The following is a 13440-nucleotide window of genomic DNA, read 5'->3' on the forward strand; positions in this document are numbered from 1 at the left end:
CGCTGAATTCCGGGGCTTCATGGCAATTCTGGCAGCCGTCTATCACCTGACCCATTACAAATATGACCGGCCGGCGGTTCTCGGGCCCCAGATCATCAGGCTGCAGCCGGCGCCGCATTCCCGCACCAAGGTACTCAGTCATTCGCTCAAGGTCGAGCCGGCGAACCATTTCGTCAATCTGCAGCAGGATCCTTACGGCAATTTCCTCGCCCGCTTCGTCTTTCCGGAGCCGGTGACGGAGTTGAAGATCGAGGTCGACCTCGTCGCCGACATGACGGTCTACAACCCGTTTGATTTCTTCGTCGAGCCGTCGGCCGAGGCGTTTCCGTTCGAGTATCCGGAAGAAATCCGCGACGATCTCGCCATCTATCGCACCCCGGAACCGGCGGGACCGCTGCTGTCGGCGCTGCTGAAGACCATCGATCGCAGCGCAGCCAACACCGTCAATTTCCTGGTCGACCTCAATGCGCGGCTGCAGCGCGAGATCGCCTATATCGTGCGCATGGAAACCGGGGTGTTCTCGCCGGAAGAGACCTTGGCAGCGAAAAAGGGGTCTTGCCGGGATTCGAGCTGGCTGCTGGTGCAGATCCTACGCAATCTCGGTATCGCGGCACGCTTCGTTTCCGGCTATCTGGTCCAGTTGAAGCCCGATCTGGTGGCGCTGGACGGTCCGCCGGGAACGGCGACAGACTTCACCGATCTGCATGCGTGGTGCGAGGTCTATCTTCCCGGCGCCGGCTGGATCGGCTTCGATCCGACCTCGGGCCTGCTCACCGGCGAAAGCCATGTGCCGCTGGCCGCCACACCGCATTTCCGCAACGCGGCTCCCATTTCCGGCATGGCGAGCTTCGCCAATGTCGAATTCGGCTTCGAGATGCGGGTCGACCGCATCGCCGAGCATCCGCGCATCACCAAGCCGTTTTCGGACGAAAGCTGGCAGGCGCTCGACGCGTTGGGCAACAAGGTCGATGCAGCGCTTGCTGCCGGCGACGTGCGGCTGACGATGGGCGGCGAGCCGACTTTCGTGTCGATCGACGATTTCGAGTCGGCCGAGTGGAACACCGCCGCCGTCGGTCCCACCAAGCGTGAAAAGGCGGACGAACTGATCCGTAAACTGCGCGAGCGCTTCGCGCCCGGCGGCTTTCTCCATTACGGCCAGGGCAAATGGTATCCGGGCGAAAGCCTGCCGCGCTGGACCTTTTCGCTCTACTGGCGTGCCGACGGCCAGCCGGTGTGGAGCGATCCGTCGCTGATCGCACGCGAAAAGAGCGAGGCCGATATCGGCCCGAAGCAGGCCGAAAGCCTGCTCACCGCGATTGCCGGCGAACTCGGCATCGACAAGGCCATGGTCAGCGAAGCCTATGAGGATCCGGCCGAATGGCTGCTCAAGGAAGGCAAGCTGCCCGACAATGTCGATCCGTCCAACTCCAGGCTGGAGGATCCGGAAGAACGCAGCCGCATGGCGAAAGTGTTCGAACGCGGGCTGACCAAACCGTCCGGCTATGTGCTGCCCGTCCAGCGCTGGAACAGCCAGGCATCGGATCCGCGCTGGCGCTCGGAAAAATGGAAGACGCGGCGCGGCCGGCTGTTCCTGGTGCCAGGCGATTCACCGGTCGGCTACCGGCTGCCGCTCGGCACGTTGCCCTATGTGCCGCCCGAGCAATTCCCCTATATCGTGCCGGTCGACCCGTCGCTACCACGCGGCCCGCTGCCCGCGCGTGAAGCCATACTGGCCGGACCGACTCCAGCCGAACTCGAAGGCGCCGACGAGATGGCGCGCCGCCAGCAGGCGGCATCGTTCACCGCTGCGACCGGCCAGCAGGAGCGGGTCGAGCAGGAGATCACCGAGATTGGCGGCGCTGTGCGCACCGCGCTTTCGGTCGAACCGCGCGACGGGCGGCTGTGCGTGTTCATGCCGCCTGTCGAGGCGCTGGAAGACTATCTCGAACTGGTCGCGGCGGCCGAGAACGCGGCAAAGGCGATCGGCCTTCCCGTGCATATCGAGGGCTACGGCCCGCCTCACGATCCGCGCCTCAACGTCATCCGCGTTGCGCCTGATCCCGGCGTCATCGAGGTCAACATCCATCCTGCTTCCAACTGGCAGGATTGCGTGGCGACGACGACGGCGATCTATGAGGAAGCGCGGCAGACACGGCTTGGCGCCGACAAGTTCATGATCGATGGGCGCCACACCGGCACCGGCGGCGGCAACCATGTCGTGGTCGGCGGTGCGACACCCAATGACAGCCCGTTCCTGCGAAGGCCGGACCTGTTGAAGAGCCTGGTGCTGCAATGGCAGCGCCATCCGTCGCTGTCCTATCTGTTCTCTGGCCTGTTCATCGGGCCGACCAGCCAGGCGCCACGCTTCGACGAAGCGCGTCACGACTCGCTCTACGAGCTTGAGATCGCGATGGCGCAGGTGCCGCATCCAGACCAGGGCAACGCACCCTTGCCATGGCTGGTCGACCGGCTGTTCCGCAATTTGTTGACCGACGTCACCGGCAATACGCATCGTTCGGAAATCTGCATCGACAAGCTGTTTTCGCCGGACGGACCGACCGGTCGGCTGGGGCTGGTCGAATTCCGCGGCTTCGAGATGCCGCCCAATGCACGCATGTCGCTGGCGCAGCAACTGTTGGTGCGCGCCATCATCGCACGTGCGTGGAAAGGCCCGCTCGATGGCCGCTTCGTGCGTTGGGGCACCTCACTGCACGATCGTTTCATGCTGCCGCATCATGTCTGGGCCGATTTCCTCGACGTGCTCGACGACCTCAAGCTCAACGGCTTCGAATTCAGGCCCGAATGGTTCGACGCCCAGCTCGAATTCCGTTTCCCGTTCTGCGGCGAGGTTCAGCATGCCGGCATCAAGCTGGAGCTGCGCCAGGCGCTGGAGCCGTGGCATGTGATGGGCGAGCAAGGCGCGATCGGCGGCACCGTGCGCTTCGTCGATTCCTCGGTCGAACGGCTGCAGGTCAAGACCGAAGGGCTGAACCCGGAGCGCCACGCAGTCGTCTGCAACGGCCGCATCGTGCCGATGAAGGTCACTGATAATCGCGAAGTGGCGGTGGCGGGTGTCCGCTTCAAGGCCTGGCAGCCGGCATCGGGCCTGCATCCGGCGCTGCCGGTCAACACGCCACTGGTCTTCGACATCTATGACCGCTGGTCGGGGCGTGCGGTCGGCGGCTGCGTCTACCATGTCGCCCATCCCGGCGGGCGCAATTACGACACCTTTCCGGTCAATGGCAACGAGGCGGAAGCTCGGCGGCTCGCCCGCTTCGAACCGCGCGGCCATACGCCATCCGCCTATGTGATCCGTGAAGAACAACCGGCGGAAGATTTCCCGATGACCCTTGACCTTCGGCGGCCGGCAAGACTCTGATCAGCGATGGCAAAGGGGAATCACAAGAGGGGACACGGCAAGCCGCGGACCCACAGCCTGCTGGAGCACTACCAGCCGATCGACGGCGTCGTCGACGAGATGGTCGATGCGTCAGGCAATCCTCGCCCGGTCTGGAAGCATTTTGTCGAGGCGCTCGAGGAACTCGGCGCTGAAAAGCTCGGCCAGCGCTTTGCCCGCGCCGACCAGTATCTGCGCGATGCCGGCGTTTATTACCGCGTCTACGACAAGGCCGGTGCCAATGAGCGCGAATGGCCGCTGGCGCATGTCCCGGTTCTCATCGAGGAGAGCGAGTGGGCGGCGATCAGCGCCGGCCTCGTGCAGCGCGCCGAACTGTTCGAGGAAACCATCGCCGATATCTACGGGCCGAACCGGCTGGTCGAGAAAGGCATCCTGCCGGCGGGATTGATCGCCGCCAGCCCCGAATATTTGCGGCCTGTCGTCGGCACCAGGCCGGCCGGCGGCCACTTCCTGCATTTCTGCGCCTTCGAGCTCGGCCGTGGACCTGACGGCCAGTGGTGGGTGCTGGGCGATCGCACGCAGGCGCCGTCCGGCGCCGGTTTCGCACTGGAAAACCGCGTCGCCACCACACGCGCGCTGTCCGACATCTATGGCGAGATGCATGTGCACCGCCTTGCCGGCTTTTTCCGCCGTTTTCGCGATGCGTTGATCGGCATGGCCAAGGAGACCGACGGCCGCGTCGCCATCCTGACGCCGGGGCCGCTCAACGAAACCTATTACGAACACGCCTACATCGCCCGCTACCTCGGCATCATGCTGCTCGAAGGCGAGGATTTGACCGTCTCCGACAGCCGGCTGATGGTGCGCACGGTTTCCGGCCTGATGCCGATCAGCGTGTTGTGGCGGCGGCTCGACGCCGCTTTCGCCGACCCGCTCGAACTGCGCCCGGATTCGCAGATCGGAACGCCGGGCCTGGTCGAGGCGATCCGCCAGGGCGCGGTTGCTACCGTCAATGCGCTGGGCTCTGGCCTGATGGAGACGCGCGCGCTGCTTGCCTTCCTGCCCAAGATTTCACGGGCCTTGCGTGGCGAGGAATTGCTGCTGCCAAGTGTCGCGACATGGTGGTGCGGGCAAGCTACCGAGCGCGCGCATGTGCTGGCCAATATCGATCGCATGGTGATCGGGCCGGCGCTGTCGACGAGGCTTGCCTTCGAGGACGACGATTCAACGAAGCTAGGCTCGGCTCTGTCGGCCGGGGAGCGGGCGGAACTGGTGGCGCGCATCGAACGTGATGGCGGCGATTTCGTCGGCCAGGAAGCGGTGACGCTTTCGACGACGCCCGTCTATGTCGGCGGCTGGCTGGAGCCGCGGCCAGCGAGCCTGCGCGTCTACCTGGCGCGAACGCCGGAGGGCTGGACGGTGATGCCGGGCGGTTTTGCCCGTATCGGCCTGTCGCTCGACCCGACGGCGATCGCCATGCAGCGTGGCGGCCAGGCGGCGGATGTCTGGGTTGTCAGCGACAAACCGGTGGAGCGCGAGACGCTGCTGCCGCAAGAAGGCGACAGTTTCAGCCGCACCAGGCCCGGCAGCCTGCCCAGTCGCGCGGCGGAGAACCTGACCTGGCTCGGCCGCTATATCGAGCGCTCGGAAGACACGGTGCGCATCCTGCGCGCCTACCATGTGCGGCTGGCCGAAACCTCCGACCCGGATATGCCGCTGCTCGCCGACATCAGGGATTATCTCGAACCTTTCGGCATCGATGTGGAGACAGCGATCCCGTCAGGGCTGATCGGCACGCTGGATAGCGCGGTCTACAGTGCCGGGCAGATCCGCGACCGCTTCTCGCCCGATGGCTGGCTGGCGCTGAAGGACCTGTCGAAAACCATCCATCAGTTCGCAACGACGGTCGCGCCCGGCGACGACGCGACCCGGGCGATGACAGTCATCCTGCGTAAGCTCGCCGGCTTTTCCGGCCTGCTGCACGAGAACATGTACCGCTTCGCCGGTTGGCGCTTCCTCGAGATTGGCCGCCGGCTGGAGCGCGGTATCCAGATCTCCCGCACGCTGTCGCGGCTGACCAGCGCCAAGGCGCCGGACGGCGCGCTCGACATGATGCTGGAAATCGGCGACAGCGTGATGACCCATCGCCGCCAATATCCGGTGCAGGCCGGTCGGCGCACGGTGATCGACCTGCTGGCGCTCGATCCGCTTAACCCGCGCTCCATCCTGTTCCAACTTGAAAGGCTGAAGGCCGAAATCGGCCTGTTGCCGTCGCTCGGCGGGGAGGGGCAAATGTCGCCGGCGGCGAAGGAAATCCTGCAGCTCAACACCCAGATCGCCATCAAGGAGCCTTCGGACATGACCGCAAAGGCGCTGGACGACCTCGCCTATGAAATCGGCGGCCTCTACAACAGCCTCGCCAAAGCCTATTTCGGATAAAGCATGCTCTACGACATCAGGCTTCATCTGCATTACGATTACGCTGCGGCGGCCGGCGGCGGTCGTCATCAGGTGCGCGTACTGCCGTCGACGATACCGGGCGTGCAGCGTGTCATCGCCGCATCCCTGTCCTTTGCGCCGGCACCCAACGAGCGTTCCGACTTTTCCGATTTCTTCGGCAACAATGTCACCTCGATCGTCTTTCGCGACGCGCATGACGCGCTCGACATCAGGATGAGCGCCCGCGTGTCGGTGTCTCGGCCCGAGCCCGGGCTCGACGTGTCGCCCGATATCGCCCGGCTGAGGCAGGAGCTCGCCGCGGTGCGGTCTCTGGCACCTGATGCACCGCACCATTTCCTGACGGCCAGCACCCATGCCGGCATCGACGATGCGATCACCGCTTACGCACGCGACAGCATCGCCGGCTCTGCCGCCGGCACGGTCATGAGCCTGTGCAATCGCATCCATCGCGATTTCACCTATGACGGCGAAGCGACAACGGTGCGGACCCGGGCCAGTGATGCCTTCAAGTTGAAGCGCGGCGTCTGCCAGGACTTTTCGCACATCATGATCGCCGGCCTGCGCGGGCTCGGTATTCCGGCCGGCTATGTCAGCGGCTTCTTGCGCACCATCCCGCCGAAGGGCAAGCCCCGGCTGGAAGGCGCCGATGCCATGCATGCCTGGGTCAAGGTCTGGTGCGGGCGCGATGCAGGCTGGCAGGAATTCGATCCGACCAACGGCATGCGGGCCAGCAACGACCATATCACCGTCGGCCACGGCCGCGACTATTCGGACGTGGCGCCGATCGTCGGCGTGCTCAAGACCACGGGGGGACAAGTTGGCGAGCAAGCTGTCGACGTCATTCCGGTCGTGCTCGAAAGAGCCTGAAGCAGGTCGTACACGCAGGTATTTGCGCTGCAATTCGGGATGGACAAGACTGCTTCTCAAATACCGATGCGGCCGCTAGTCTGTATTCGTTTCGGGGTGACGGTAGTTGTATCCTCAAGCGCATGGCGCGAGGTTTTGTAATTGAGAGCAATCAGCGTCGTCATTCCTGCCTGTAACGCGGCGGCGACCATCGCTGCAACGCTGGCGTCGCTACGCAGCGAGGCCGAGATCATCGGCGAGATCTTGCTGGTCGACGATGCGTCGATCGATGGGACGGCAACCATCGCGCGGGAGGCCGCGGCGCAACTGTCGTTGCCGCTGCGCGTGCTGTCGGCCAAATGCCGCGATGCAGGCGGTGCCCGCAATTTGGCGCTGGCCGAAGCGGTCTATTCCTGGGTCTACCTGATCGATGCCGACGACCTGCATCTGCGGGGCGGGTTGCGCGCACTGCTCCGCAAGGCCCGGGAGCAGCCGGAGGCCGACATGATCGTGGGTGCCTACCGGCGACGGGTGAACGGCCAGGACCGGCAGATCAAGATGCCGAACGGCTACCAGGCTGCGTGCCTGGCAAATGCTTCGGCCTATGTCAAAGGCGACATACGTTCGGTCGCCGTGGGCAGCGTTCTGGCATCCCGGACGCTGATCGGCGAGACGCGGTTCCCGATCGGAATGGCCTATGACGAGGACACGCTGTTCTGGGCACGGCTGATGAGCAAGGCATCGCTCGCCATGGTTTCGCAACCTGTCATGGTCTACGAGGTTTCGCCGGTACGTTCCGATGACCGCTTTGCCCTCAATCCGGTGCGGCGCTTCCTGGACTGGCGCCGGGAACTGCGCACACTCACCGACTGCAACATCCCGTTGTCGGCCCTCAAGGCCAGGGAAGGCCTTGTCGCCCTCAAGATCGCCCGGGTCCACTATGCGCGCGGCGATCTGGGCACCGCGGCGCGCTTCCTGGCGGTAGCCGCGGCCGCGCCAAAGCGGCGCTCAGAAGCTTGGCGCTGCCTGCGCTACAGGTTCAAGCTCGCGGCGCGGCGGCGTTTGTCCGCGCCGCCGATCAAGCTGGAAGGCGCTCTGTAGGCGCCAGCCAACACGATATCGGCGCGAGACGCTTTTCGGACGGCGCGTGGAACCAGCGGTCGGCCAGTGGCTTATCTACGGAATTCGCGTGGAGCCGACATGTTGCAAAAATCCGGATTGTCGCCCAGCCGACCGGCTGGCCAGGATGCTGTGTCGCCAGATGGCGCGCCCAAAAACGGGGCACAAAGCTCGGCCGACCATGCGTCGCTTAGCTATGTCAGTGATGCTGAGCCCGGTATCCGGCGGCTGAAAACAGGCAAGGGGTTTTCCTACCAGGGACCGGACGGAGGGACAGTTTCGGACACTACCAGGGCCCGCATCGAGGCGATCGTCATTCCGCCGGCCTGGACCGATGTGTGGATTTCGCCGGATGCGGACGGCCATATCCAGGCAACCGGCAGGGACCAGCGCGGACGCAAGCAATACCGCTATCATCCGCAATGGGCCGAAGAGCGCGATGGTGCCAAATATTCGAGCCTGGTTGCTTTCGCCGAGAGCCTGCCGGACCTGCGGCACAGGATCGACAGCGATCTGCGCCGTCGTGGCCTGCCGTTCGAGCGTGTCGTCGCCGCGGTCGTCTGGCTGCTCGACAACACGATGATCCGCGTCGGCAATGCCGCCTACGCCCGTGACAACAAGAGTTTCGGGTTGACCACGTTGCGCGACCGGCATGTGGATATTGTCGGTTCAAGCCTGCGCTTTGCCTTCAAGGGCAAGTCGGGCAAGGAGTGGAAGCTGAAGCTGGTCGACCGCCGCATCGCCAGGATTGTGCGCGGCGCGCAGGACCTGCCAGGCCAGAAGCTGTTCCAGTATCTCGATGAGGACGGCAACAGGCGGCCGGTCCGCTCCGAGGACGTCAACCGCTATATCCGTGAGGCGGTCGGTGACGCCTTCAGTTCGAAGCATTTCCGCACCTGGGGCGGCACCATTCACGCCGCGTCGCTGTTTGCCCAAACGGAACTGCCGCAAAGCCCGGCGCAGCGAAACAGGGCGATGAACAGCGTTATCGACAAGGTTGCCGAGCGGCTGGGCAATACGCGTGCCGTCTGCCGCAAATGCTATATCCACCCGCGGGTCTTCGAAGCGTGGTCGCAGGGGCGGTTGCTGAATGAAATGGCGCAAGCCAACAAACGCAAACGCTCCATCGATGGTCTCGATGACGAGGAAGCTCTCGTGCTGCGATGGCTGAAACCGCGAGAAAGCTGACCAGCGCGGCCGGCTGTGGCCAAATCCGCCACATCTGGATTTTTTTATCGACGTCGTGTCGGGATCGGTCTTACTGTTTCGTCCTTTGACAGAGAAAAGGACCAGCCATGCTCTACGCAATCCTCTGCTATGCTTCCGAAGATGTCGTCTGCTCCTGGAGCAAGGCACAGGACGACGAGGTCATGGCCAATATCCTCGGCGTTCAGGAAAAATATGCCAAGGCCGGCCGGCTTGGCCCGGTGGCACGACTTCTGCCGACGACCGCCGCGACGACCCTGAGAAAGGTCAAGGGTGAATCGGTCGTCATCGATGGGCCGTTCGCCGAGACCAAGGAACAGTTTCTCGGCTTCTACACGCTCGAATGCGCTGATCTCGACGAGGCGGTGGAGTTCGCCCGCGAGCTTTCCGAGGTCAACCCGAGCGGTGGGTCGTATGAAATCCGGCCGGTTTCGGTCTTTAACCCAACAAGGGTTTCCGCATGACCGAAATGGCCTGGATAAGCTCCGCGATCAGCGCCGCCCGCCCGCAGGCCATGGGTGCGCTGCTGCGTTATTTCCGCGATCTCGATACGGCGGAGGAAGCTTTCCAGGACGCGTGCCTCAGGGCGCTGAAGAACTGGCCGCAGAACGGGCCGCCGCGCGACCCGGCGGCCTGGTTGATCTTCGTCGGTCGCAACAGCGGCATCGATGCGGTGCGCAAGCGCGCCAAGCAGGCGCCGATGCCGGAGGAAGACCAGGTTTCCGATCTGGAAGACGCCGAGAGCGATATCGCCGAGCGGCTGGACGGGGCGCACTACCGCGACGACATATTGCGGCTGCTGTTCATCTGCTGCCATCCTGATCTGCCGGCAACGCAGCAGATCGCGGTGGCGCTGCGCATCGTCTCCGGTCTTACGGTCAAGCAGATCGCGCGCGCCTTCCTGGTTGGCGAAAGTGCCATGGAGCAGCGCATCACTCGCGCCAAGGCGCGCATTGCGGACGCCGGCGTGCCGTTCGAGACGCCGGGCGCGGTCGAGCGGTCGGAACGGCTCGCCGCCGTCGCCGCCATGGTCTACTTGGTCTTCAACGAGGGCTATTCGACCAACAGCGGCGAGGCGCCGGCCCGCGCACCGCTGTGCGAGGAGGCAATCCGGCTGGCACGGCTGTTGCTGCGGCTGTTTCAGACCGAGCCGGAGATCATGGGGCTGACGGCGCTGTTGCTTCTGCAGCATGCGCGCGCACCGGCCCGTTTCGACGAGAGCGGCGAGATCGTGCTGCTCGAAGACCAGGATCGCAGCCTGTGGAGCCGCAAGATGATCGATGAGGGGCTGGCGCTGGTCGACAAGGCGCTGCGCCATCGCAAGCCCGGCCCCTACCAGGTGCAAGCGGCGATTGCCGCGCTGCATGCGCGGGCCGAAAAGGCCGAGGACACCGACTGGAACGAGATCGATCTGCTCTATCGCTTGCTCGAGCAGATGCAGCCGTCGCCGGTGGTCACGCTCAACCGGGCCGTCGCGGTCTCGAAGGTGCGTGGACCGGCAGAGGCGCTCGCCATGATCGAGCCGCTGGAAGAACGGCTTTCCGGCTATTTCCATTTTTTCGGTCTCAAGGGCGGCCTTTTGATGCAACTCGACCGGGGCGACGAGGCGCGCGTCGCCTTCGACCGCGCCATAGCGCTTGCGAACACGGCGGCGGAAGCTGCCCATATCCGCATGCATATCGACCGGCTGATCAAGGACGGTGCGGTACGCCCAGCGGCCAAGAAGGCAAACTGAGCGCCATCTGGCTCAATCGTGCAGTTTGGGCTTAGACCATGCCGGGGTGGTGATTTTCCCTTGAACCGAGTAATGCCACGCGATGATCGTGTCTGAGGTGCCTTTGTGCACGCGGGCAGCATGGCGCCAGGCTTTGACCGGCGTGCCTTTTGTGCATGTCGTTGTCCCAAAACCGCTGGGCACTTTTGGGCGACATGCATTATGAGCGACTGGATCTGAAAGGGACAAGAATGACGATAGGCAAGGAAACGACCGAACTGCTGGCGAAACTGGGTGTGGCCAAGGAGACGCTTGTCGGCGGCGACCTGATCGTGCGCAGCCCGGTGACGGGCGAGCAGATCGCGGCGCTGAAGACGATCTCACCGGCTGACGCGGCCAAGGTGATCGATGCCGCGCACAAGGCCTTCCAGGCCTGGCGCATGGTGCCAGGCCCGCGGCGTGGCGAACTGGTGCGGCTGCTCGGCGAGGAGCTGCGTACGCACAAGGCCGAGCTTGGCCGGCTGGTCTCGATCGAGGTCGGCAAGATCCCGTCCGAGGGGCTCGGCGAAGTGCAGGAGATGATCGACATCTGTGATTTCGCCGTAGGCCTCTCCCGGCAATTGTACGGCCTGACCATCGCCACCGAGCGCCCAGGCCATCGAATGATGGAAACCTGGCATCCGCTCGGCGTCGTCGGCGTCATTTCCGCCTTCAACTTCCCGGTGGCTGTGTGGTCGTGGAATGCCGCCCTGGCACTGGTCTGCGGCGACGCAGTGGTGTGGAAGCCGTCGGAAAAGACGCCGCTGACCGCACTTGCTTGCGAAGCCATCTTCAAACGTGCGGTCAAGCGCTTCGGCGCGGACGCACCTGATGGCCTGGCGCCGGTGCTGATCGGCGATCGCGCCGTCGGCGAGATACTGGTCGATCACCCTAAAGTGCCGCTGGTTTCGGCGACCGGCTCGACCCGCATGGGCCGCGACGTCGGTCCGCGGCTGGCCAAGCGCTTTGCGCGCGCGGTGCTGGAACTCGGCGGCAACAATGCAGGCATCGTCTGCCCGACCGCCGATCTCGACATGGCGCTGCGCGCGATTGCCTTTGGAGCGATGGGCACGGCCGGCCAGCGCTGCACGACGCTGCGGCGCCTGTTCGTGCATGACAGCGTCTACGACGCCTTGGTTCCGCGCCTCAAAAAGGCCTACGAGAGTGTGTCTGTCGGCAATCCGCTGGAGACCTCCTCGCTGGTCGGGCCGCTGATCGACAAGGCGGCCTTCGATGCCATGCAGAAGGCGCTGAAGGAAGCCGCCGCCCATGACGGCAAGGTGACCGGCGGCACGCGGGTCGAGAACGGCCACCCCGATGCCTACTACGTGCACCCGGCGCTGGTCGAAATGCCAAGCCAGGTATCCCCGGTGACGGAAGAGACCTTCGCGCCGATCCTCTATGTGATGAAATATTCGGATTTCGACGCCGTGCTCCACGAGCACAATGCGGTGGGCGCCGGCCTGTCGTCGTCCATCTTCACCCGAGACCTGCAGGAATCCGAGCGTTTCCTGGGTGTCGACGGATCGGATTGCGGCATTGCCAATGTCAACATCGGCACCTCGGGCGCCGAGATCGGCGGTGCCTTTGGCGGCGAAAAGGAAACCGGGGGCGGCCGCGAGAGCGGCTCCGACGCATGGAAGGCCTATATGCGGCGCGCCACCAACACGGTGAACTATTCCAAGGCGCTGCCGCTCGCCCAGGGCGTGTCGTTCGACATCGACTGAAGGGCTCGCCGGCTTGGGCATCCCGCACGGGGGATGCCCACCGGTCAGCTGCCTGCTGGCGAGTCAAAGGCCTTGACGAACGCGGCATCGATGATAGCCAGCTTGACGGCCTGGGCGGTCATGTACTCCCGGTAGAAATCGCCCGACACCCACATCACCGAATTGCCGCGCTGGCCAAGCCAGCCAACGCTGCCGAGGTCTTCGGCATCCCGCAGTTTGCGTGCCAGGTGGGTTCGCGACAGCTTGAGCCATTTGGCGAAATCGCCGATCGAGACGACGCCAGTCGGTATTGCAGCGAGGCCGGCATGGTCGGGATCGACGCCCGATATCAGCCAGTCCATGACGACGCCGCCATTGTTAAGCCAGGTGAACAGCGAAAAGGTCTGCTTGGGCTCGCGCACGGGACTGGAGGAGATCAGCCCGTCAGCCACCAGCGGTTGCACCCTGGCGAGCGCATAGGGCCGCTCCAGAAACGTTGCCAGACGGTTCGCGCCGTCGAGACTGTCCAGTGTGTGCAGATGAGCCATCATCCAGCCGGCGAGCGTGTCCAGCGTGTTCACTGTAGGCTGTATGGGGCGGATGCGGCCATCCTGAGCTGCCGAGAGGTGCTCGATGAAATTGTAGTGCAGCATCTCCTTGAGGAAGGCGTCGGCGGTGTTGCGGCTGGCGACGGAATTCTCCCGGATGACGTCGATGAAACGCGCCGCCGTCAACTGCTTGCGGTAGTCATCGGGCTCCCGTCTGAAATGCAGGGCAAGGCCGATATGCGCCATCAGCCAACGCTGCTGGGTGGCAAATATCGAGGCAAGCCTCGGGTTCGTCTCGTAGGTCTGGATAAGCGCCTGCGCCTGGGCACGGAAACAGCGATGCAATGCCGGGTGACCGGCAATATGGTCCAAGGTCAGCGCTATTCTCCCCCCGTGCGTCAAGCCCCCCAACGCGAAGACGCAGATCACATTTTCAGCCTTCAA

At 64.2% G+C, this 13440-nt stretch carries 10 protein-coding genes; 8 read left to right on the forward strand and 2 right to left on the reverse strand.

The features are described from left to right. Positions 1-19: 19 nt before the first annotated feature. The 3 genes from NKH06_RS18295 to NKH06_RS18305 are packed head-to-tail and all read left to right on the forward strand — an operon-like array spanning position 20 to position 6685. Positions 20-3379 carry a transglutaminase family protein gene (locus tag NKH06_RS18295; protein ID WP_352893628.1) on the forward strand — a complete coding sequence of 1120 codons (3360 nt, stop codon included), beginning with the start codon at positions 20-22 and terminating at the stop codon, positions 3377-3379. A 6-nt stretch (positions 3380-3385) separates the two neighbouring features. After that, on the forward strand, positions 3386-5797 hold the full coding sequence (locus tag NKH06_RS18300) for a circularly permuted type 2 ATP-grasp protein (protein WP_023809975.1): 2412 nt from the start codon (positions 3386-3388) through the stop codon (positions 5795-5797). 3 nt (positions 5798-5800) lie between these two features. Beyond that, positions 5801-6685, forward strand: coding sequence for a transglutaminase family protein (locus NKH06_RS18305; RefSeq protein WP_023809974.1), 885 nt, complete (start codon positions 5801-5803; stop codon positions 6683-6685). A gap of 56 nt (positions 6686-6741) precedes the next feature. On the opposite strand, the gene NKH06_RS18310 is transcribed toward NKH06_RS18305, so the two are convergent. Beyond that, positions 6742-6918, reverse strand: coding sequence for a hypothetical protein (locus tag NKH06_RS18310; protein WP_245463595.1), 177 nt, complete (start codon positions 6916-6918; stop codon positions 6742-6744). Between NKH06_RS18310 and NKH06_RS18315 the strand changes: the two genes are divergently transcribed. The 5 genes from NKH06_RS18315 to amaB all read left to right on the forward strand — a co-directional run bounded on the left by NKH06_RS18315 (position 6887) and on the right by amaB (position 12469). After that, the gene (locus NKH06_RS18315; RefSeq protein WP_352893635.1) at positions 6887-7765 is read left to right on the forward strand and encodes a glycosyltransferase family 2 protein; all 879 of its coding nucleotides are present in this window, start codon (positions 6887-6889) and stop codon (positions 7763-7765) included. The two genes, NKH06_RS18310 and NKH06_RS18315, sit on opposite strands and share 32 nt — an antisense overlap. Before the next feature lie 99 nt (positions 7766-7864). Next, positions 7865-8971, forward strand: coding sequence for a DNA topoisomerase IB (locus NKH06_RS18320; protein ID WP_352794715.1), 1107 nt, complete (start codon positions 7865-7867; stop codon positions 8969-8971). 107 nt (positions 8972-9078) lie between these two features. Beyond that, positions 9079-9453: a YciI family protein gene (locus tag NKH06_RS18325; RefSeq protein WP_023809971.1), complete on the forward strand. Its 375-nt coding sequence runs from the start codon at positions 9079-9081 to the stop codon at positions 9451-9453. After that, positions 9450-10724, forward strand: coding sequence for an RNA polymerase sigma factor (locus NKH06_RS18330; protein WP_023809970.1), 1275 nt, complete (start codon positions 9450-9452; stop codon positions 10722-10724). Before NKH06_RS18325 ends, NKH06_RS18330 begins: the two co-directional genes overlap by 4 nt. Positions 10725-10954: 230 nt before the next feature. Then, positions 10955-12469: an L-piperidine-6-carboxylate dehydrogenase gene (gene amaB, locus NKH06_RS18335; RefSeq protein ID WP_502895292.1), complete on the forward strand. Its 1515-nt coding sequence runs from the start codon at positions 10955-10957 to the stop codon at positions 12467-12469. A 44-nt stretch (positions 12470-12513) separates the two neighbouring features. Here the strand turns inward: amaB and NKH06_RS18340 are convergent, their stop codons facing one another. Then, a complete protein-coding gene (locus tag NKH06_RS18340; RefSeq protein ID WP_502914500.1) occupies positions 12514-13368 on the reverse strand; it encodes a hypothetical protein in 855 nt (284 codons plus the stop codon). Between the last annotated feature and the right edge of the window lie 72 nt (positions 13369-13440).

It is taken from the genome of Mesorhizobium sp. M1342 (genome assembly GCF_040317955.1).
Classification (GTDB): Bacteria; Pseudomonadota; Alphaproteobacteria; order Rhizobiales; family Rhizobiaceae; genus Mesorhizobium.